Origin of the sequence: Coprobacter secundus subsp. similis (genome assembly GCF_015097275.1) — a bacterium.
In the GTDB taxonomy this organism is placed as follows: domain Bacteria; phylum Bacteroidota; class Bacteroidia; order Bacteroidales; family Coprobacteraceae; genus Coprobacter; species Coprobacter secundus.
Genome location: NZ_AP023322.1, coordinates 2760403 through 2782807, shown reverse-complemented (window position 1 = coordinate 2782807; position 22405 = coordinate 2760403). Strand labels below are relative to the sequence as shown.

Sequence of the window (22405 nt, the reverse complement as noted above, 5' to 3'; positions counted from 1 at the left end):
ATATTATTAAACTACATATTATTTTTTATCTACAATGATAGATTGATTTTTGAAACCGAATTTGACTTTATTCATTTTTTCCATTAGGGATATGATTTTTGATAAATCTCCGTATTTTTTGACATCAATAGTAAAATGCATATCTTCAATGTCTGGAGCATTATATGTGACATCAAAATTATACCAGCGTCCCAATTCATTCATTATTGTTGATAGTGGGGCATTTTCAAATACTAATCTTCCGTCTTTCCAGGCTGTGTATAGATAAGTTTCGACTTCTTTATTTGAAACCAAACCTTCTTGGTTTATACATATTTGATTACCGGGTAAAACTTTGTAGGATTTATTTTTATGTTCTATGTTTATAGCTCCTTCGACAAGGGTCGCTGCACAGACTGGTTCGTTTTCGTAGCATCGAATGTTAAATTTTGTCCCTAAAACCTTTATTTTCATTTGAGATGTTTCAACGATAAACGGATGTTCTTTGTCGTGGGTAACACTGAAATATGCTTCTCCTTTGAGATATGCGTGACGATTTTCTTTCGAAAATACCGTTGGAATTTTTAATTCAGATTCCGAATTAAGATATATTACAGTTTCATCATCAAGTTTTACAATATATTCTCCTCCACGGGGAACTTTGATTGTGTTATATGTGTCTTCGTAAATTTCTTCGTAGATTTTTTTTATATAGAGAGTGTCTTCTTGGCTGATTAGCTTATAATCTCCTTTTTCAATCGTGAAATTAGATAAGTCCTTTAAATCAAGACTTTCTCCGTTTGAGAATTGAAATATTGCATTTTTACATCCTGGATGAAATGTATAGGTATCTGTATGTTCTGTATTTTGTGAAGAATTTACAGAAAAATAAACAATTGTACCTATACCGATTAATAGAATGACTGTAGCGGCGATACGTGCCCATATAAAAGATTTTGACCTAAAAGGATATTTCTTTTTTATTTGTGAATGTAAATTATTCCATGATTTTTGACGTAAGTTTTTGTTATTATCTAAAATAGCTCTTTCAAGGAACTCAGAAGTGGATATTTTCCGGGCAGATTTTTGGTTTTCAGGGGAATATTTTTCCCATGCTTCTAAGTCATTTTTTTCATTCTTAGAAAGCTGCCCAGTTAATTTTTTGATTAAAAGCTGTTTTACTTTATTAATATCTGAATATTCCATTTTTTACGTCTTTATATAAAAGACACTAAAAAGTATATTAGGTATTACAAAAAGTTCGTTTTTTTTTAAATAATATGAGTTTTTGTTTGATTTTGTTGCTTATGATGGAGAGATTGATAAGATTCTGAGTAAAGAAATATCTGCTGCTTCATAAAAAACTCAATAGCCTTTGAGAAGTAGAAGAAGAGATAAGATATTTTCTAAACGTTTTTTTAAATAATGATTAGCATTGTTTATATGTTTCTTTATCGTATTGATTGAGATATTTAATTTTTCAGCAATTTCTTTTTGTGAAGCCCCTTTCAGGCTTTCGAGGTATACACGTTTACAGGAGTCGGGCAGTTCGCTGAAGGCTTCATTTATAAGCGCATATATTTCTGATTCTATGATTTTATTAATTATAGCGTCTTCAGATTCTTCGAATGATAGTTGGCTCAATCTTTCTTCGTTTATCTTTTGGTCCCGTATAAAATTTAGCATTCTATTTCGAACGGTCCGATATAAATAAGTCTTAAAGCTTGCTTCGTTGATGTATGTTTCTTTTTTCTCCCAAAGTTTCATCCATATATCTTGTAAAAGATCACAGATTTGTTCTTCGTCGGGATGGTATTGCATGGCGAAATGTTTTAATGCTGTGAAGTGGGTTTCATATTCTTGTTGAAAAACATGAATATTACCTAAATCAATAATATGGGCATTGCGATTGGCCATTCTTTGGAAATAAAGATATTTATTAAGTTTTCGAAGTTATTTATCTATTTTATAAACATTTTGTAACTTTTTCGGATACAAAGATATAAAAATTAAATTTATCCTACCCCAATAAGGTATTGTATGTTTAGACTAAGATTTTTTTTGAGCCTAATTTATCTGTTTTCCTGATATTTTGACTGTTTTGCCTGAACATTTATTTTGTACCGGTTGTTTCAATTGTAATTCTTAAATAAATCAGATATATGAAAAGTATTAAAGGAACGCTGACAGAGCAGAACCTGTTAAAAGCTTTTGCCGGTGAATCGCAGGCCCGTAATCGCTATTATTTATTTTCTCAGACAGCTAAGCTTGAGGGATATGAGGAAATTGCAGGAGTATTTTTTGAGACAGCAGAGCAGGAACGAGAACATGCAAAACGTTTTTTTGATTTTATGGAGGGGGGGATGGTCTCTATAACGGCTGAATATCCTGCCGGAAAAGTAGGAACAACTGCAGAAAATCTTTTGGAAGCGGCTGAAGGCGAGTTGCTGGAATGGTCGGCTTTGTATACGGACTCTGCGGGTATTGCATTGGATGAAGGCTTTAAAGATATTTCTGTCGCATTTAAAATGATTGCGAAAGTGGAGGAATTCCATGAATGGCGTTATCGAAAATTGTTATCTCGTCTTAAAGATGATATAATTTTTAAACGAGAGGAGCCGATAAAATGGCAATGTCGTAATTGTGGATTTGTGTATGAAGGGAAAACTCCTCCAGAAAAATGCCCGGCATGTCTTCATCCAAAAGCTTTTTTTGAGCCGATGCGTGATAATTATTAAAATTCGTAATCTCAATATACTAAAATTCCATAGTTGGAAATTTGATGCAAAGATTTCCAACTATGGAATTTTAGTATATAAATTTTTAGTCTTTGTTTTTTTGGGGATAGTCTATTGTGTAATGCAATCCTCGGCTTTCTTTTCTGGCCATAGCTTGTTTTATAATAAGGTAACCGACATTTATGAGATTTCTAAGTTCACATATCTCTCGAGAAACAACCGAGCGTGAAAACAGATTTTCTGTCTCACGATAAAGTATTTCAAGGCGATCCATGGCTCGTTTTAATCTTAAATTGGATCTTACAATACCTACGTATGCCGACATTATTTGCTCTACTTCACGTACGCTTTGTGTAATTAATACCATTTCTTCAGGTAAGGAAGTTCCTTCATCATTCCAGTCAGGTATTCCTTCTTTAATTTTTATGTTGGGTAGAGATTTTACAGCATGCTTTGCTGCGGCATCGGCATATACTACGGCTTCGATGAGTGAATTCGATGCCAATCTGTTTGCTCCATGAAGCCCTGTACAGGAACATTCTCCTACAGCGTATAGGTGCTCTATGGAAGAGCGGGCGTCCAAATCGACTTTGATACCTCCACAAAGGTAATGGCATGCAGGTGCTACAGGAATGAAATCTTTAGTAATGTCAATGCCTAAAGTCAGACATTTTTGATAGATATTTGGGAAATGTTTTTTGGTTTCTTCAGGATCTTTATGAGTGACGTCAAGATAAACGCATTCGTCGCCCCTAATTTTCATTTCATTATCGATAGCACGAGCTACGATGTCGCGAGGAGCTAAAGAACGGCGATCGTCATATTTTTGCATAAATTCTTTACCATCTTTGGTTTTTAGTACAGCTCCATATCCACGCATAGCCTCCGTTATAAGGAAACTGGGACGTTCTCCGGGATTATAGAGTGCCGTAGGATGGAATTGAATAAACTCCATATCTTTTACTTCCCCTTTTGCACGATATACCATAGCGATACCGTCTCCGGTGGCTACTGGAGGGTTTGTTGTTGTACTATATACGTTACCAATACCACCTGTTGCGATTAGTGTAGTTTTGGAAAGGAAGGTATGAATATGATTTGTTTTTTCGTCCAATACGTATGCGCCATAGCATTCGATATTATCAGAATGTCTGTTTACTTCTATCCCTAAATGGTGTTGAGTGATAATTTCTATAGCGAAATGGTTTTCAAATACTTTGATTTTCGGATGCTTTTTTAAGGCTCTGATAAGGCTATCTTGTATCTCGGCACCTGTGTTATCTTGATGATGTAGTATACGAAATTCAGAATGTCCACCTTCTTTGTGAAGATCGAATTCTCCTTTTTCATTTTTATCAAAATCGACCCCCCAACTTATCAATTCTTCTATTTGCCCGGGAGCTTCTCGTACTACTTTTTCAACAGCAGCTCGGTCACTGATATAATCACCGGCAATCATCGTATCTTCGATATGTTTCTCAAAATTATCGACTAAAGTGTTTGTGACTGATGCAATTCCTCCTTGAGCATAAAATGTGTTCGCCTCTTCGAGCCCAGTTTTACAAATAACGGCAACTTTGCCTTTTTCGGCAACTTTTAGAGCAAAACTCATTCCGGCGATACCCGAGCCGATAACGAGAAAGTCAAATTTGTGTACCATTTTACTTTATTTTCAATTACAATATGGCTATAGGTCATATGTATGTTTCCAAAAGACAAAAGTACAAAATAACTGGTAATTTTGTATCTTGCACCCAAAATCTATTTTATGCAACGTACGTTTAAATCAAAAATAGGATGGTGGATGTATGTACTGATCCTGTTTTTTTCTTTTTTCTTTTTTATAGCTATATGGGAAAGGTATATCATTTGGGCTGTTATTATGGCAGTAATTGATATCTGGTTCATATCCATGTTGTTACATACAGAGTATATAGTTCTGCCGGATGAAACACTTCTTTTAAAATCGGGGTATGCTCCTCGTTATCGGATAAAAATAAGCGATATAGTGTCGGTTGGTTATTCGAAGAATGCTCGATTGGGTTATGCTATTTCGTTTGATCGTCTTGTTATTACGTGGAATAGTGGACGATTACGGCATGAACAGGTATCGCCCCGGGATAAAGAGGCTTTTATTATTTTGTTGAAAAAAATAAACCCGTCAATAATTGTGGAGGATTATAAATGAAAAGTATAAAAATTAAGGCATTAGTAATAATAGGTGTGGTAGCTTTGGTCATGGCTTGTAATGTTGGGAATGGAAAGGTTGAACAGGAAATTCGGGATGCTTTTGATATGGGTTTATCTTCTTGGGTAGTTGAGGATGAGTCTGATTCTGCTGTTTTTGAGTTTCATCATGATACTCTTTTTATAAAATCTCCTGCAGGCCTAACTTTGTGGTATAATCGTAAACTCTCGGGGGAGTATCAAATATCTTATTTCATTTCTTTACAAATAGAGGGGGGAGTGCGCCTCTCTGATATGAATTGCTTTTGGGCTGCAACGGACCCTTTAAATCCGGATGATTTTTTCGCTCGCTCCGGTTGGAGACATGGAATTTTTAGCCGTTACAATTCTCTGAATATGTATTATGTCGGATACGGGGGTAATAATAATACAACTACCCGTTTTAGAAAATATTATGGTAAATATTATAATGTTGATAATAATAAAATTAAACCTCTTATTCAGGAGTATATTGACGCTGAACATTTGTTACAGCCCAATAGATGGTATAAAGTTATAATTACTGTAGCCAAAGGAAAAACTTCTTTTGAAGTAAATGGAGAGAGATTATTTGAACTTATGGATAAGGAACTTTATTCAGACGGATATTTCGGTATTCGCCTTCTTTCAAATCGGGCTGCTATTACGGGATTTACAATCCATTATTTATAAAACGAGAGTGAAACGTACTTCACTCTCGTTTTATAAATTAAACATTGAATCTAAAATGCATGATATCACCGTCTTGTACGATGTAATCTTTGCCTTCTACATTCATTTTTCCTGCTTCTTTACAAGCGGTTTCTGAACCTAATGCTATATAGTCATCATATTTTATAACTTCGGCACGAATGAACCCTTTCTCAAAGTCTGTGTGTATTATCCCTGCGCATTGGGGAGCTTTACTGCCTTTAATATATGTCCAGGCACGTACTTCTTGAGGTCCTGCAGTGAAGTAAGTTTCAAGATTTAATAGTTTATAAGCTGCTTGTATCAAACGGGATACTCCAGATTCTTCTAATCCTATTTCATTCAAGAACATTTGTCTTTCTTCATAAGTTTCAAATTCTGCAATTTCCGATTCTATTTTTGCAGCGACTATCAGTATTTCGGCATTTTCGTCCTTTATAGCTTCTCGCACTTCTTCAACATAGTGATTTCCGTTTACAGCACTATTTTCATCTACATTACAGATATACATGACCGGTTTACTGGTCAGAAGAAACAATTCTTTGGCTATTTTCTGTTCATCTTTTGTTTCAAAAGTAACAGTACGGGCCGATTTACCTTGTTCAAGAGCTTCTTTGTATTTCCGTAATACTTCATACATCAGTTTTGCATTTTTATCGCCACCTGTTTGTGCTTGCTTTTGGACTCTGTCGATGCGACTATTTATAGTTTCAAGGTCTTTTAACTGGAGTTCAAAGTCGATGATTTCTTTATCTCTTACCGGATTGACACTGCCATCTACGTGCGTTATATTATCATCATCAAAGCACCTTAGTACATGTAATATTGCATCTGTCTCACGAATATTAGCAAGAAATTTGTTCCCTAATCCTTCTCCTTTACTGGCGCCTTTTACTAAACCTGCGATGTCAACAATTTCAACAGTGGTTGGAATAATGCGTTGGGGATTTACGAGTTCGGCAAGTTTGTTGAGCCGGTTGTCGGGAACAGTAATTACTCCTACATTGGGTTCTATCGTGCAAAAAGGGAAATTTGCCGATTGAGCTTTTGCGTTAGATAAACAGTTGAATAAAGTGGATTTTCCTACATTAGGCAAACCTACTATACCACATTGTAATGCCATTTATATTTTATTTTGGTTGTGTTAAAAACTCAGACTTGAGAGTCCGGTTTTATTATATTTTGTAATTTTCATTTCTTGACTGCAAAGATAGCCAATCTTTTAATATTTAAACCGTATCTTTTAGGTTAATACTTTACTTTAATAATTTCTTATGTTTAAAATTTTAAGGTTTTCTTTTCGTATTTTCGATAAAATATGGTTAGTAAAGTAAATCCTATAAGGGCAAATGGTGCTCCCACTAGTGCTGGATACTGATATCCCATACCGGCTTGAAGAGGTAATCCTCCACAGTATGCACCAATGGCATTCCCTAAATTGAATGCTACTTGTACACTGGCTGCACCTAACATTTCTCCGCCTTTTGAGTGTCTGATAAGCAAAATCTGTTGAGGACTGGATAAAGCAAATAAACATGTTGTACATAGGCACATCAATAAAACAGCAAGCCAGGATATATTTGATAGCAGAAAAATAAGTAATAGTATAATACAGATACAACCTTGAGCAAAAGCTGCTACACGTCCGGGTGTATAATGGTCTGAAAATTTGCCTCCCATTAGGTTTCCTACTACCATTCCAAATCCTGCAAAGACCATTAGTAGTGTAATACTGTGTGGAGAGAAGCCTGCGACATTGGTCAGTAACGGATTTATATAACTATACCAACAGAATACGCCTCCGTTACCTAACATGGTCGCGAAGATAAGGAGCCAAGGTGCAGGAGATTTTAGAAAATGGAATTGGCCTTTGAATCCTGTATCTTTAATATTTTCGACTTCAGGAACCCAACGCCAGATGTAATAGAAAATGATAATTCCCCAAAATCCGACCAATAAAAACGTCATTCGCCAAGAAATAGCTGTACTTAAGGAGGTTCCTAAAGGAACTCCGAATAAATTGGCAATAGTCATTCCTGCAACTATAATAGATACGGCTTCAGAGCCTTTCCCTTTGTCTGCTAGTTTTTCTGCTACAATGGATGCAACACCGAAATAAGCGCCGTGTGGCAATCCTGAAATGAAACGGGAAAATATCATAAAAATGTAGTTCGGAGATAAAGCTGCACAGATATTTCCTATCATTATGATGCTTGTCAATACTAATAAAATGTGTTTTAACGGATGTTTTCGAGCAAGAATGAGCATAGGAGCTCCGACACATACACCTAAGGCATAGGCTGAAATTAAATGTCCGGCTTGAGCTATACTGATGTTTAAATCAGAGGCTATGTCTGGAAGGATGCCCATCATGACGAATTCGGCAATGCCTAATCCTAAGGTCCCGAATGCCAATGCAATAAGACTTTTCTTCATAAAATTTTTCTTTTTGGCCGGCAAAATTAATAGTTTTTGAAAAGAAAAAGTTCTGGAAGTTATAATAATTGAGCATTTTTAATTATTGTAATGAAGTTGGTAGAGCATAATAGTTCTTGTTTGCGAACTTAGTGTGGAGATTTTGTGTTATAGAGATACAAATATATAGTCATGGATATAGAAAAGTCAGATAAGTTTGCGGGAAGTTTGATAGATTTTATTAAACAAATATTGACAGAATTTGGAGTTTCTCGTTTTCATTTGGATGAATGGGAAGAAGTGATTTATGTCGTATTAATAATCGGTATATCGTTTATGATTGGGTGGATATCTCGCATTATTATCCATTACATCTTTCTCCACTTGCTTTCTAAAAGTAAAAGTGACATTTTACGTATATTGGTTGAAAGGAAAATCTTTTCAAGGTCTGCTTCTCTTATTCCTCCATTGATGATTATTTCTTTATTGCCATTTGCGTTTGAAGAGTCGCCTCATTTGTTGTCAGTGATTACACGGTTTTGCTGGATATATTTGATAATTGTTTTTGTGATATATATAAATATGTTCCTAACAACAATTTGGCATATTCTCTCGCGAAGTGATGCAATGCGAAATCGTCCGTTGAAGGGATTGCTACAAATTACAAAAGGTATAATTGCAGGTTTAGCAACCATTGTTATTGTTTCATTGTTAATCAATAAATCACCAATGAACTTGATTACCGGATTGGGAGCTTTTGCAGCTGTTCTTATGTTGGTGTTTAAAGATAGTATTTTAGGTTTTGTTGCAGGAGTGCAATTGGCCCAAAATGATATGATAAGAAAGGGCGACTGGATTGTTGTTCCCGGAACTCAGGTAAATGGAGTAGTGATGGATATTACGTTGAATACAGTGAAAGTACAGAATTTTGATAATACTACATTGACAATTCCTCCTTATACATTGATTTCCGGTTCGTTGCAAAATTGGAGAGGAATGGCCGATTCAGGAGGAAGACGCATCATGCGTTCGTATACCATCGATATGAATGGGATACGTTTTTGTACTCCTGATATGTTGGAAGAATGGAAAAAGATACCTTTATTGACAGATTATATAAATAAAAAGCAAGAGCAACAAGCTGAAGGAAAGGTACAGAATACAGAAAATTCTGCAGGTTTGGTAAACGGTACGATTGAGACAAATTTGGGGGTATTCAGGGCATATATGACTCTTTATTTAGAGCAACATCCATTTGTAAATAAGAATTTGACACTTATGGTGCGAACACTTGCTCCTGATGCAAATGGCATTCCGCTTGAGGTATATTGTTTTTCGGCTGATAAGGTATGGGAGAGTTATGAATCGATACAGTCTGAAATTATGGAACATTTTGTCTCTATCATGCCCCGTTTCGGATTACATGTGTTTCAAAATGCGTCTGGAAGAGATTATTGGGCTCAGGCCTATATTTCTGCCGGAAAAGATCCTGATATAATGTTGAATAGTATTACAAAGGAAAATAAAGCTATTGACGTAGATAATACCGATGCCCCGAAAACGAATTAAATTCTTATATTATTTGTCGATTTAGAAGAATTTTTATTCCTTTTTGGATTGAAGCAAGACCAAAATTTTCAGGATGTATCTGTTCTTTAGGCATAAACTGGCAAGATTCGACATCATCTTGGGGTACAAGGAGCTGGAGCGACGTTACTTGACATAAAAAAAACAAATCAATTGTATGGACTTCAAATCCCGAATATAGATAAGTATTAGGCAATGAGAATAAGTATTGAGCGTTTGTTACGGAAAGTCCGGTTTCTTCTTTTATTTCTCTGGCGACAGCCTCTTCTGCTGTTTCAAATGAATCCATAAAACCACCCGGGAGGTCAAGCATACCTTTGGCTGGTTCTTTGGCTCTTCGACAGACCAAAATATCTCCTTTCTCATTTGTGATAATACCTACAACAGCTCCTTTAGGATTGAAATAAAGAACAAAACCACAGGCCTCACACCGCTTGGACTGTTTATTATTTTCAATAAAATGTCCAGAGCCGCATTTAGGACAAAATTGGAAAAGCCGTAATGGATGGTTAAAAGTTTCCACAGTTAAAATTTTTATTTCTTTTTTGATATGGTTTCTTTGGCAACAGGATTTAGTATGTTTTTATATTTGGTCTGGTTACTCAGTATTTCTATTGCTTTTTTGGAATCGTCGTCGGTTTTTAATGATTGTATTATTTCTCCTTTTTGATAATAGTAGCGTTTTACAATTTCTAATGAAAGTAGTTCTTCTATGTCTGAGCGAGAGATATTTAAATCTTTATCCAGATTATGGTTCAGTTTTTTTTCTAAAGCGTTAAATTCTTCGGTTGCATCATCGAGGTATCCTTCAAATTTAGCAACTTCTTTCAGGTTCTTTAATATTTTTTCGCTTTGCTTGTCGTATGTGAAATTTTTGGATTTAACAAAGACCTTGAAATCTTCGAAATCCTGGTCAGTTAATTTGAAGTCTTTTACAGGAGCTATTGAAGGGTGTTTTAAGGCATAATCTGTAGCAAAATCGAAGAATAACATATCGTTTAATAAATAGAATGCAATATTTCCTTTTTTATTTTCTATGCTATCATTTCTGGTCTTAATATCTGGATTGATACCTCCACCATCACGAACAATACGCCCATTGGCTGTTTTAAAAGCCGTAGTAAGACTATCGGGAATTCGGCCTACACTTCCGTCCGGATTCCGGTGAGAGTAATCTATGGCTTGTATAAGTCGTCCACTGGGGATATAATATTTTGCAGTTGTCACTTTTAATGTTCCGTTATAAGGTAAGGACCGGGTAGATTGTACTAAGCCTTTCCCGTAAGTGCGTTCACCGATGATAACAGCTCTATCGAGGTCTTGTAATGCACCAGCCACAATCTCGGATGCAGAAGCAGAGCCACTATTGACCAATACAGCTAAAGGTATTGTTGTATCAATGGGTTCTTGGGTCGTTTTATAAGTGCGGTCCCATTGTTTTATTTTACCTCGAGTAGAAAGGACTTCTTTACCTTTGGGAACAAAATAATTTACAATTTGTACTGCTTCATCTAAAATCCCTCCACCATTGCCTCGTAAATCGAGAATTAAGCCTTTTATATTATGGTTCTTTTTTAAGTCTAATAATGCACTTTTTACTTCACTTGCTGCTTTATCGGTAAAGCTTGTAAGATATATATATCCTATGCTGTCACTTACTACTCCATGGTAAGGAACTGCATTCATAACTATTTTTTTTCTAACGATTTCTTTGGTTATAGGTTCTTTAGTTCCTGGGCGTTCTACTGTAACTTTTACTACTGTGTTGGCCACACCTTTTAACCGTTCGCTGACTTGAGATGAAGAGAGACCTTCTAATGACTTACCATCTATTTTTATAAGTTTGTCTCCGGCTTTCAATCCGGCCAGTTGTGCAGGCATGCCTTCATATGGTTCTGAAATATAAGTCGCACTGTCTCGAGTAACGATAAGAGACCCGATACCACCGTATTCTCCCGTAGTGATAAATCGAAAATCTTCTTGTTCAGATTCCGGTATATAATTTGTATAAGGGTCGAGACTGCTTAACATTGAGTTGATACCTCTTGATATTGTTTTTTCGGAGTTGATAGTATCTACATAGAACATATTCAATTCTTTATAAAGGGCATTGAATATTTCGAGATTTTTGGAAATTTCAAAGTTGCGTTTATCAGGCCCCGCTGAGGAAGCAGCCATAATGATAAGAAAAGCAATTACAATTGATATTGTAGTTTTATAGAATAAATGTGCTTTTTTCATATTCTAAATGTTTCGTATTTGAACTATTCTTTTTGTTAACGTGTAAAGTTAAAAGTCAAAAATGAAAGAATACCTTTTTCTCCCTTATTTTTCACTAAAAAAAATGAATTTAATTGTTTTTGTAGTCAAAAAAGGGTTTTAAGATTCGAAAACATTACACTGTTCTTTCTTTTGTACCAGGATATTCACCTCTTTTTTTATATTTTCCCAGCGAGCATCATCCATTTTTGTTCCGATTACTTCAATGACATTACCGGATAAAATAGAACCTATTTCTCCGGCGGTATCTAATGAATAATGTTGGGATAAAGCGTATATGAATCCTGCAGCATATAAATCACCAGCTCCTGTAGAATCGATACATTTGGCTGGAGTTGCTTTAACGTTAAAAATTTCGTTTCCTTTTTGTATAATAGAGCCTTGCGAGCCACATTTTACAATAGCTATTTCACAATCTTTAGCCAATATGCTTACTGCCTTTTGTGGCTCTTCTCCTGTATATGCAAGTGCTTCTTCTTCATTAGCAAAAGCTATATCAACATATTCTTGTATTAGCTCTTTGAAAAATTCTAAATTAGCGTTTACGATATTATAGCTTGCCATATCGAGAGAAATTTTGAGTCTGGCATTTTGTGCCAACTTTACGGCTTTTCGTATAAGTTTAGGATCTTGTACAAGATAGCCTTCGATGTGCAGCATATCATACCCGTAAAACATATCTGGATGTAAATCTTCGGCAGAAAGTGTTGCTGCTGCGCCTAAGTAGGTACCAAATGTACGTTCTCCGTCTGGAGTAATCATAGTCATGGCACACCCTGATGCTATGTTGCTTTCTTGCAAATAGGTGACAACCCCATTGTTTTCCATGTCTTCTTTGTAGAAGCGCCCATAGCTATCTTGTCCTATTTTTCCAATGAACCCTGCAGATATACCCATACGAGTCAGTCCGGAAATGGCATTGGCTGCGGATCCACCCGAAGCTAAAACCGTGTCGAAGTCTTCAAATGTAGACATAATTTTTAACAGTTTATCTTCATCTATAAGTTGCATACCACCTTTAAGCAACCCCATTTCATTTATACATTCATCAGATTGTAATGTTGCTAATACATCTGTCAGGGCATTTCCTAGTCCTAAAATTTTCATTAAAGTTATTTTTAACAGCACATAAATATCCACAAACTTGTCTTTTAAGATTGATATTTATACTGCTTAATCTATGACAAGTTTTTTATCTTCGAAAAATTTTTTGCAAATATATTGCATAATTGGAAATAACACATTACTTTTGCACTGCATTTTTAAGGAAATGTGAACTTCTTCAGTAGCTCAGTCGGTTAGAGCATCTGACTGTTAATCAGAGGGTCGTAGGTTCAAGTCCTACCTGAAGAGCTCTTTTTAAAATATTTTTATTCTTCAGTAGCTCAGTCGGTTAGAGCATCTGACTGTTAATCAGAGGGTCGTAGGTTCAAGTCCTACCTGAAGAGCAGAAAGGCTTGTAGAGATACAAGCTTTTTTTGTTTTTATGTTTGAATCCAGCTTGGTTACGTTGTTTTCGGGAAAAAAGAGTTCGGATCAAGATATCTTTTAATATTATTTTTTATATCATTCTTTGATATTCTTTTCTGAAGTTCAAATATAAAAAAAGTGTTTTCTGTTTTTTTGATGTACAGAAAACACTTATGTAAATCTGATTTGTTATTTATAATTCGGGATATTACATTGCTTTATTGTGGGTGATATTCAACAAAGGCTTCTATAGCTTCGTACGACGCTAAACCTAATTGTGTATATAGATTGGCTGTAGCCCGATTCCGATCTTCAGAACGTTGCCAGAATAAGCGTTCGTCATCGCCTAAAAATGGAGCATTTTCCATTTGAGATTGATGTTTCAGAATAGAGTTCCTTTTCTGACGGAGTTCTTCAGGACTGATAGGTACTGCCATTTCTATGTGGTCGATTTCCCATTCAGCCCATGCTCCTCGATACATCCATACTCGGCAATTTTTCATCCACTTGTCATTTTTAACATCATCTATGGCAGCTAATACGGCATCCAAACAAACTCGGTGAGTACCATGAGGGTCTGCCAAGTCTCCGGCAACAAAAATTTGATCGGGTTTTACTTCCAATAACAGATTTTTTACAATGTCTCGATCTGCTTCAGATAATTCTCCTTTTTTTATAGTACCTGTTTCATAGAATGGAAGTTGTAAAAAGTGTACATTTTCCGGTTTGACACCAATATAGTTACATGCTGTGCGGGCTTCGCCTTGGCGAATTTGACCTTTTAGATAACGTATTAATTTTAAGTCTATATCTCCATCTTTTTTTTGCTTTACAAATTCGGAGATTTCTTCGAGTTTAGCCATTGCTTCGGGAGTTTCAAATTGAAATTCTTTAGCAATACTTTGCATAAGCATGACATAACGCATCATATCTTCGTCTCCTACAGCTATATTACCAGAAGTTTCATATGCAACATGTACATCATGATGTTGGTCGACGAGACGTTTTAATGTCCCACCCATAGATATAACATCATCGTCAGGATGAGGGCTGAATACAATTACTTTTTTGGGATAAGGTTTTGCTCTTTCGGGACGGAAGGTGTCATCAGCATTAGGTTTTCCTCCGGGCCATCCGGTAATTGTATGTTGAAGGTCATTGAATATTTTGATGTTGACGTTGTATGCTGATCCATAAAGGGCTAACAGTTCACTAAGACCATTGTCATTATAGTCTTTGTTCGTAAGTTTTAAAATGGGTTTTCCAGTAATTTTGCATAACCAGACAATAGCACGGCGGATTAGTTTGTCATTCCATTCGCAAGAAGTTACCAGCCAAGGAGTACTTATTCGGGTTAGATTTTCTGCGGCTGATAAATCCAGTACGACTTTAGCGTCTTTATGAAGTTGCAGATAACTTGCGGGTAAAGCATCGGTGACATTTCCTTCAATAGCACCTTTTACTATGGCTGCTTTATTTTCACCCCAAGCCATAAGAATTAGTTTTTTAGCTCCTAATATAGTAGAGATACCCATTGTGATAGCACTACCGGGTACGCTTTCTGTTGAAGAGAACATCCCGGAGGCATTGTGGCGAGATTCGCTTCCGATAAGCATAAGACGGGTAGATGAGTTTGCTTGAGAACCGGGTTCATTGAATCCGAGATTTCCTAATGGACCGATTTCAAGAAGAGCAAGATCTAAACCTCCATAATTTTCGATGCTTTTTTCATACTCTTTACAGAATTCGAATACACCTTCTTTTTCTGTAGTTCCTCGGGGCGTGAATACGTTAGTAGGGTCTATATCTACTTGATTGAGTAGAGTTTCCTGTAGTATACGAGTTGTACCAGGAGCTGCTTCGTCTAAAGGGTAAAATTCGCTGATATTAAATACTATGACGTTAGAAAAACTTAATTTCTCGTCTCTGTGCAAGCGAACTAACTCTTTGTATACAGAATGAGTCCCTGGTCCGGAACCTAAAGCCATTACACAAAAGCGCCCCTCTTTTTTACGGTTACGAATTAGATCAGATACTTCTTTGGCAATTTGAGATGACCCCTCTTCTGTACTTTCATAAATTTCGGTCTGAATTTTCTCAAAACGGGTAAGGGCAGTCCGTTCAAAAGCATTGGCCGGTCGATAATATCGTTTTGGTGTGCGGTCAAGCTTGATTTGAGAACTTAAATTAGCTTTCATAAATGTGTGTATTTTTAAGGTGAATAGCAAAGGTACATCTTTTTTGTGTTTTTGAACAAATTTCAGCATAGTAAATAATAGGTATTTTACCTTGTTTTTGTGTTATAAAAGTACCAAAATTTTGAAACTCTGCCTTTGTATATTTTATCTGTTAAAATTATGTGTAATCCATATAAAATGTTTACTTTTGACGAATAATGAGATGGTGTATCTTTCAGAAAGTACATGAGAGCGATATACCGTGATATCGATGGAACACATTAAAACTATACGATTATGAGATTAATTATTCAGCCCGATTATGAGAACGTATCTCGATGGGCCGCTAATTATGTAGCTGCACGCATCAATGAGTTCAATCCGACTGCTGGAAAGCCTTTTATTTTGGGACTTCCAACAGGATCCTCACCTCTAAAAATGTATAAGAATTTGATTGAACTTAATAAAAAAGGAGTAGTATCTTTTAAGAATGTAGTTACTTTTAATATGGATGAGTATATAGGTTTACCAAAGAATCATCCGGAAAGTTATCATTCTTTTATGTGGAACAACTTTTTTAATCATATCGATATTAATCCGGATAATGTAAATATTTTGAATGGAAATGCTGAGGATCCGATAAAAGAATGTGAGCGTTATGAGGAAAAAATCAAATCAGTAGGAGGTATTGATTTGTTCTTGGGTGGAATTGGTCCTGACGGACATATTGCATTTAATGAACCGGGATCATCTTTGACCTCTCGAACACGCGTTAAGACTTTAACGCAAGATACGATTATTGCAAATTCTCGTTTCTTTAATAATGATGTGAATCTTGTCCCTAAAACAGCTTTAACAGTTGGTGTAGGTACGGTTATGGATGCAAAAAGCGTTTTGATTATTGTAAATGGTCATAATAAGGCTCGCGCTCTTCAACACGGGGTAGAAGGTGGTATTTCCCAAATGTGGACTATCAGTGCATTACAGATGCATAAGCATAGTATCATAGTTTGTGATGAAGCTGCTACAGCAGAATTGAAGGTGCAGACTTATAAATATTTTAAAGATATAGAAAAGGATAATATCAATCCTGACACATTGATTAAATAAATTTATTTTGCTAAAAAAGACAAAACAGCCTATTCATTGAATAGGCTGTTTTGTCTTTTTTAGTGGGCCTCTAACCAATTTTTACCAATTCCAGAATCTGCAATTAGAGGGACTTTTAATTTGTAGGCATTTTCCATCTCTTCTTTGACAATGTTACAAACTTTTTCTATCTCATCGGTATATACATTGAAATTAAGCTCATCATGGACTTGTAAAATCATTTTGGAGCGAAGACCTTCTTGCTCAAATCTATTATAAATACGTACCATTGCTATTTTTATGATATCGGCGGCACTTCCTTGTATTGGAGCATTGATTGCATTTCGTTCGGCATATCCTCTAACTATCGCATTTTTTGAATTGATATCGGGTAACATTCTTTTGCGTCCGCTTATTGTTTCGACGTATCCTTTTTCACGAGCGATATCAATACTTTTGTTCATGTATTCTTTGATATGAGGGTAAGTTTCGAAGTACCCATTGATAAGTTCTTTTGCTTCGCTTCTGGGAATATTTAGTCTATCAGACAATCCGAATACTGATATTCCATAAATAATACCGAAATTAGCTGTTTTTGCTTTTCTTCGCATGTCCTTACTAACTTCTGAAATAGGTATTTTATAGATTTTGGAGGCGGTAATAGCATGTATATCTTCTCCGGAGCAGAATGCATCTATCATGTTTTGGTCCCCGCTTAAATCTGCCATTATTCGGAGTTCTATTTGAGAATAATCAGCAGAAAAAAACACACAATTTTTGTCGGGGATAAATGCTCGTCGTATTTCTTTTCCTTCATCATCTCGTATGGGTATATTTTGAAGATTAGGATTGCTGGAGCTTAATCGGCCCGTTGCCGTGACTGTCTGATTGAACGAAGTGTGTATTTTCCCTGTTATGGGGTTTATAAGTTCAGGCAATGCATTGATATATGTACTGAGAAGTTTACGAATACCTCTTTGTTCTAGGATTTTACCGACAATGGGATGTTTAGAACGTAGTTTTTCAAGAACTTCTTCTGTTGTGGAATATTGGCCTGTCTTTGTTTTTTTTGCTTTTTCATCTATTTTGAGTTTGTCAAATAGAATTTCCCCGACCTGCTTGGCTGAACTAACATTGAATTCCGTACCTGCCATTTCATAAATTTCTTTTTCGAGGATATCAATTTTATTTGAGAGTAGGAGAGAGTATTGGGAAAGAACTTCAGTATCAACATTTACTCCGGTAATTTCCATTTCGCTTAATACTCTGACTAAAGGCATTTCTATAGTATAAAATAGATTTTCTAGATTTTCTTTGTGGAGTTCTTTTTCCAGTATATTTTTTAATTTTAAAGTAATATCTGCATCTTCAGCTGCATATTCACAAATTTTTTCGAGGGGAACATCTCTCATGGATAGTTGACCTTTTCCTTTAGGACCTATAAGATCTTCTATTGGAATAGTCTTGTAGTGTAAATATACTTCGGCTAAGTAGTCCATGTTGTGTCTTTGCTCTGGTTGTAAAAGATAGTGAGCAATCATCGTATCGAAAAATTGACCTTTGACAGTGACGCCATAATTTTTTAGAACAATATAGTCATATTTGATATTTTGGCCGATTTTTAAAGAATTTGTATTTTCTAATGCTTCTTTAAATATGTTAACAATGAGTTTTGCTTCTTCTTTGTTTGGAGGAATGGGTATGTAATATGCTTCATTTTCTTGCAGAGAAAAGGATAAACCGACTAATTCTACTCTCATCGGTTCGATACCTGTTGTTTCTGTATCAAATGCAAACGAATCAGCGAGATTTAATTTTTGGGCTAAATCTCGCATTTTATTCTCATTATCAATTAAATAATAGTTGTGAGGGGTCGATTTTAACTCACTGAGAATTGAATATTTTTTTTCGTCTTGGGAGTCGGCTGTAAATACATCAAAGAGAGAGCCTTGAATAGGTGTATTTGTAATAGTTGTTTTATTAATAGTTTCACTTAATACTCTTTCTGCTAAATTTTTGAATTCAAGCTCATCGAAGATTTCGCGAAGTCTGTTGGCATTTACTGGACAACGACAAAGTTCTTCTTCGTCAAAGGTCAAGGGAACGTCCGTTTTTATAGTGGCCAGGAATTTTGAAAATTTTATTTGTTCAATATTTTCTTCTACTTTTTTACGGAGAGCACCTTTAAGTTTATCTGTATTGTTTAGTAATTCTTCTATGCTTCCAAATTCTTGTATCAATTTAGTTGCAGTTTTTTCTCCAATTCCAGGACATCCGGGTATGTTATCGGAGGCATCTCCCATCAATCCCAAAATATCAATAACTTGTTTGGGTTGTTCGATTCCGAACTTTTGTTTGATTTCTTCTATTCCTCTTATTTCAAAGCCATTACTTCCATATTTAGGTTTGTAGATAAAAATATGGTCTGAGACTAATTGCCCATAATCTTTGTCGGGAGTCATCATGTATGTGTCATATCCAGCTTTTTCGGCAAGTTGGGCCATAGAGCCTATTACATCGTCAGCTTCATATCCTGCTACTTCGATAATAGGAATGTTATAGGCTTTTATTATATCTTTTATAATAGGAATGGCTTTTCGAATATCTTCGGGTGTAGCTTCTCTTTGGGCTTTATATTGCTCGTAAGCTTTATGGCGGAAGGTTGGCCCTGCGGGATCAAACCCTACAGCGATATGTGTCGGTTGTTCTTTTTTCAAAACATCTTCAAGGGTATTTACAAAACCGAAGATTGCCGATGTATTTAATCCTTTCGAATTGATTCTCGGATTTTTGATAAATGCGTAATATGACCTGTAAATAAGAGCATATGCATCTAAAAGGAATAATTTTTTTTCTTGCATTTGTTCTGACGAGTAATGAATGTATTTTATTTCTTTCAAGTTAAATATAAGATTTTTATCTGATATTTCGGGTAAATTTACAATAAATATGCAGATTCTTTTGTTTTATTACTATTTTTGCACATCATTAATTTAGTATGGATAAGCTTTCGACAATACAGCAACCAATTCAGAATGAACTGGAGAGCCTTAATATGACAATTAGGGCTGCTTTACAGACCGATAGTGATTTGATGAATTCGGTTGTGGACTATTATTTGGGTGTAAAAGGGAAGCAGATAAGACCTTTATTGGTAATGCTTTCTGCCAGTTTATGTGGAAGTATAAATGAATCGACAATCAATGCAGCCGCGGGTATAGAATTGTTACATAATGCCAGTCTTATCCATGATGATGTAGTTGACGAATCGTTACAACGCAGAGGACGAAAAACAGTAAATGGAGTATGGGATAACCGTATTGCAGTGTTGGTGGGTGATTATTTTGTATCTTGTGCTTTGAAGTGTGCCGTAAAAACTGGGATGATTTCAATTGTTGATACTTTGGGCACTTTAGGTCGGGAATTAGCAAGAGGGGAGATTGATCAAATATCTAATGTAGAGCATCATTTAATTGACGAACAAGCTTACTTTGATGTAATTCGACAAAAAACAGCATCGTTGTTTGTTTCTTGTATGCAGATGGGAGCATTGTCTGTTTCTGCTCCGTTAGAAGTGACTCACAAGTTGATGACTTTTGGGGAGAAATTGGGGCTTTGTTTTCAAATAAAAGATGATATATTCGATTATTATGAGGATACTTCTATTGGTAAACCTACAGGTAATGATATACGTGAAGGGAAAGTAACTTTACCTTTACTTTATGCATTGCAGCATGGCAATAAGGATGAGGTTGTCTTTATGAGTGAACTCCTTAAAAAGAATGTATTATCTGCAGATGAGGTAAATTCTTTGATTATGTTCGCCCGGGATAATGGGGGTATACAATATGCTGAGAATGTTATGGAACATCTTAGGAATGAAGGATATGAAGTTTTATCCAGTTTTGGAGATACACCGATAACTGCATCTTTAAAATCGATTCTCGATTATACGATTGAGAGAAAAAAATAAGATTTGAAGAAGAAAGAAGGTTAAAAAAATATATCCCTATGGAAAAATCCTTTTCCATAGGGATATATTTTAGGTTTTTAGAAAAACTTCATCTCTTTTCCAGCGATAGAGCTTAGTAAATTATTTGCTAAACGGCTGGCTCCAATCCGGAAAAATTGCTTATTGAGCCACTCTGGACCTAATATCTCTGAAACAATACAATAATACTTTACAGCATCTTCTGTCGTTACTATTCCTCCTGCAGGCTTGAATCCTACCATGCGGCCAGTTTTGTCATGATACTCTTTAATGGCTTGGCACATGACGTATGCAGCCTCTAATGTCGCAGCAGGCTCTAATTTCCCTGTTGAGGTTTTGATAAAGTCTGCTCCTGAATACATAGATAGAATGGATGCTTTTTTTATGTTAGATGCAGTTTTTAATGCCCCGGTCTCAAGAATTACTTTTAAATGGGCATTACGACAAGCAGACTTTATTTCTTCTATCTCATCGCACATTTCTTGATATTCGCCAGCTAAAAATTCACCAACATTTATGACGATATCTATTTCGTCGGCTCCGTCAGCGACGGCCATTGATGTTTCAGCCACTTTTACTTCAGTAAACGTTTGAGAGGAGGGAAATCCTGCAGATACGGCAGCTATATTTACTTCTGATACTTCCAAGTTCATTCTTACGGTAGAAGCAAAATTGGGGTAAACACATATTGCTGCTACATTTTTCATGTCTGGATGTTCATTTTCGAAATCATTTACCCTTTTGGTAAATGCTGCTACCGAAATATTGGAATCGGTTGTTTTTAATGTAGTCAAATCGATACAGCTGAATAATAGTTGATATATCTCGCTTCGGCTGTTTTTTTTCAGGTTGTCATGTAAGATTTTTTCTACATTTAGTTTTACAGTTTCGTCGTTCAACTCAGTAGTGTATTCTTTAAGGGCTTCGTTGTATTTATCCATTTTAATGAAGTTTAGGGTTATTGATATGTCGGTCTTTATCTCTTTGGGATTTCTTTTCTAAATTTTTTTGTAAAGCATCAGTCAAATTTATACCCGTTTGATTGGCGAGACATAGAAGGACCCATAAAACATCGGCCATTTCATCTCCCAAATCCATGTCTGTCTCCTTATTTTTAAAGGATTGATCTCCATATTTTCTGGCTATTATTCTGGCTACTTCACCAACTTCTTCAGTGAGAATCGCCATATTGGTTAATTCACTAAAATAACGAACACCATACTCCTTAATCCACTTATCAACAGTTTCTTGTGCTTCTTGTATTGTCATTTTATTCTTTATTTTTAGAGTCTATCCAAATTGTGACCGGGCCATCATTAAGCAATTCTACTTTCATATCGGCTCCGAATTCCCCTGTTTTAATATCGTGGTTGATTTCCTGGGATATATATTGGCAAAATCCTTCATACATAGGTATGGCATGGTCAGGCTTTGATGCTCTTATGTATGAAGGTCTATTGCCTTTTTTGGTTGAGGCATGTAGCGTGAATTGGCTGACAACTAAGATTTCTCCATCTATATCCCGTACAGATAAGTTCATGATGCCATTTTTATCATCAAATATTCGTAGGTTTATTATCTTTTTTGCTAACCACAAAGCATCATCTAATGAATCTGTGTCTTCCACTCCAACTAATATAAGGAGACCTTTTTTTATGGATGATTTTAGTTTGCCGTCGATGCTGACAGACGCATGTTGTACTCTTTGTATTAAAGTTCTCATATTAATTCATTATAGACGAAGATACACTTTTATTTTATAA

The 22405-nt window shown here is 35.6% G+C and carries 19 protein-coding genes and 2 tRNA genes; 8 read left to right on the top strand and 13 right to left on the bottom strand.

The window, feature by feature from the left end; all coding sequences use genetic code 11:
• Positions 1-18: 18 nt before the first annotated feature.
• Positions 19-1185: a FecR family protein gene (locus Cop2CBH44_RS11220; protein ID WP_021931730.1), complete on the bottom strand. Its 1167-nt coding sequence runs from the start codon at positions 1183-1185 to the stop codon at positions 19-21.
• Positions 1186-1344: 159 nt separating this feature from the next.
• Complete coding sequence (locus Cop2CBH44_RS11215) at positions 1345-1896, bottom strand: sigma-70 family RNA polymerase sigma factor (protein WP_021931731.1); 552 nt, start codon at positions 1894-1896, stop codon at positions 1345-1347.
• A gap of 245 nt (positions 1897-2141) precedes the next feature.
• Between Cop2CBH44_RS11215 and rbr the strand changes: the two genes are divergently transcribed.
• A complete protein-coding gene (rbr, locus tag Cop2CBH44_RS11210; protein WP_200754818.1) occupies positions 2142-2717 on the top strand; it encodes a rubrerythrin in 576 nt (191 codons plus the stop codon).
• 85 nt (positions 2718-2802) lie between these two features.
• Here rbr and nadB read toward each other — a convergent pair whose 3' ends face one another.
• Positions 2803-4377: an L-aspartate oxidase gene (gene nadB / locus Cop2CBH44_RS11205; RefSeq protein ID WP_021931733.1), complete on the bottom strand. Its 1575-nt coding sequence runs from the start codon at positions 4375-4377 to the stop codon at positions 2803-2805.
• A gap of 108 nt (positions 4378-4485) precedes the next feature.
• On the opposite strand from nadB, the gene Cop2CBH44_RS11200 reads away from it, so the two are divergent.
• Both Cop2CBH44_RS11200 and Cop2CBH44_RS11195 read left to right on the top strand, forming a co-directional pair.
• Positions 4486-4905, top strand: coding sequence for a PH domain-containing protein (locus Cop2CBH44_RS11200; protein ID WP_200754817.1), 420 nt, complete (start codon positions 4486-4488; stop codon positions 4903-4905).
• Positions 4902-5615: a DUF6250 domain-containing protein gene (locus tag Cop2CBH44_RS11195; RefSeq protein WP_200754816.1), complete on the top strand. Its 714-nt coding sequence runs from the start codon at positions 4902-4904 to the stop codon at positions 5613-5615. The genes Cop2CBH44_RS11200 and Cop2CBH44_RS11195 overlap by 4 nt, the downstream gene beginning before the upstream one ends.
• Before the next feature lie 37 nt (positions 5616-5652).
• Here Cop2CBH44_RS11195 and ychF read toward each other — a convergent pair whose 3' ends face one another.
• Together ychF and araJ are read right to left on the bottom strand one after the other, a co-directional pair.
• The gene (gene ychF, locus Cop2CBH44_RS11190) at positions 5653-6756 is read right to left on the bottom strand and encodes a redox-regulated ATPase YchF (protein ID WP_200754815.1); all 1104 of its coding nucleotides are present in this window, start codon (positions 6754-6756) and stop codon (positions 5653-5655) included.
• A 155-nt stretch (positions 6757-6911) separates the two neighbouring features.
• On the bottom strand, positions 6912-8069 hold the full coding sequence (araJ, locus tag Cop2CBH44_RS11185) for an MFS transporter AraJ (protein ID WP_200754814.1): 1158 nt from the start codon (positions 8067-8069) through the stop codon (positions 6912-6914).
• Between the two features lie 171 nt (positions 8070-8240).
• Between araJ and Cop2CBH44_RS11180 the strand changes: the two genes are divergently transcribed.
• The gene (locus Cop2CBH44_RS11180) at positions 8241-9617 is read left to right on the top strand and encodes a mechanosensitive ion channel family protein (protein ID WP_021931739.1); all 1377 of its coding nucleotides are present in this window, start codon (positions 8241-8243) and stop codon (positions 9615-9617) included.
• 4 nt (positions 9618-9621) lie between these two features.
• Here the strand turns inward: Cop2CBH44_RS11180 and Cop2CBH44_RS11175 are convergent, their stop codons facing one another.
• The 3 genes from Cop2CBH44_RS11175 to Cop2CBH44_RS11165 form a co-directional block, all read right to left on the bottom strand.
• Complete coding sequence (locus tag Cop2CBH44_RS11175; protein ID WP_021931740.1) at positions 9622-10158, bottom strand: NUDIX domain-containing protein; 537 nt, start codon at positions 10156-10158, stop codon at positions 9622-9624.
• Positions 10159-10169: 11 nt separating this feature from the next.
• Positions 10170-11876 (bottom strand): S41 family peptidase, encoded by a 1707-nt coding sequence (locus Cop2CBH44_RS11170; protein WP_021931741.1) that lies wholly within the window; start codon positions 11874-11876, stop codon positions 10170-10172.
• Between the two features lie 138 nt (positions 11877-12014).
• Positions 12015-13022 (bottom strand): adenosine kinase, encoded by a 1008-nt coding sequence (locus Cop2CBH44_RS11165; RefSeq protein WP_021931742.1) that lies wholly within the window; start codon positions 13020-13022, stop codon positions 12015-12017.
• A 172-nt stretch (positions 13023-13194) separates the two neighbouring features.
• Here Cop2CBH44_RS11165 and Cop2CBH44_RS11160 point away from each other — a divergent pair.
• Positions 13195-13268 (top strand) — tRNA-Asn (locus Cop2CBH44_RS11160).
• 21 nt (positions 13269-13289) lie between these two features.
• A tRNA-Asn gene (locus tag Cop2CBH44_RS11155) sits at positions 13290-13363 on the top strand.
• 240 nt (positions 13364-13603) lie between these two features.
• Here the strand turns inward: Cop2CBH44_RS11155 and Cop2CBH44_RS11150 are convergent.
• Positions 13604-15583 carry a glucosamine-6-phosphate deaminase gene (locus Cop2CBH44_RS11150; RefSeq protein ID WP_200754813.1) on the bottom strand — a complete coding sequence of 660 codons (1980 nt, stop codon included), beginning with the start codon at positions 15581-15583 and terminating at the stop codon, positions 13604-13606.
• A gap of 276 nt (positions 15584-15859) precedes the next feature.
• Between Cop2CBH44_RS11150 and nagB the strand changes: the two genes are divergently transcribed.
• Positions 15860-16672 carry a glucosamine-6-phosphate deaminase gene (nagB, locus tag Cop2CBH44_RS11145; RefSeq protein WP_021929382.1) on the top strand — a complete coding sequence of 271 codons (813 nt, stop codon included), beginning with the start codon at positions 15860-15862 and terminating at the stop codon, positions 16670-16672.
• 59 nt (positions 16673-16731) lie between these two features.
• Here nagB and polA read toward each other — a convergent pair whose 3' ends face one another.
• Positions 16732-19512 (bottom strand): DNA polymerase I, encoded by a 2781-nt coding sequence (polA, locus tag Cop2CBH44_RS11140; protein ID WP_200755957.1) that lies wholly within the window; start codon positions 19510-19512, stop codon positions 16732-16734.
• A 137-nt stretch (positions 19513-19649) separates the two neighbouring features.
• On the opposite strand from polA, the gene Cop2CBH44_RS11135 reads away from it, so the two are divergent.
• On the top strand, positions 19650-20624 hold the full coding sequence (locus Cop2CBH44_RS11135) for a polyprenyl synthetase family protein (RefSeq protein WP_200754812.1): 975 nt from the start codon (positions 19650-19652) through the stop codon (positions 20622-20624).
• 77 nt (positions 20625-20701) lie between these two features.
• On the opposite strand, the gene deoC is transcribed toward Cop2CBH44_RS11135, so the two are convergent.
• The 3 genes from deoC to dtd are packed head-to-tail and all read right to left on the bottom strand — an operon-like array spanning position 20702 to position 22365.
• Entirely contained in the window at positions 20702-21604 is a 903-nt protein-coding gene (gene deoC / locus Cop2CBH44_RS11130) for a deoxyribose-phosphate aldolase (protein ID WP_416336717.1), read from the bottom strand.
• A complete protein-coding gene (locus Cop2CBH44_RS11125) occupies positions 21585-21911 on the bottom strand; it encodes a nucleotide pyrophosphohydrolase (RefSeq protein WP_021929378.1) in 327 nt (108 codons plus the stop codon). Before Cop2CBH44_RS11125 ends, deoC begins: the two co-directional genes overlap by 20 nt.
• A gap of 1 nt (position 21912) precedes the next feature.
• Positions 21913-22365 carry a D-aminoacyl-tRNA deacylase gene (gene dtd, locus Cop2CBH44_RS11120; protein WP_021929377.1) on the bottom strand — a complete coding sequence of 151 codons (453 nt, stop codon included), beginning with the start codon at positions 22363-22365 and terminating at the stop codon, positions 21913-21915.
• Positions 22366-22405: the final 40 nt, after the last annotated feature.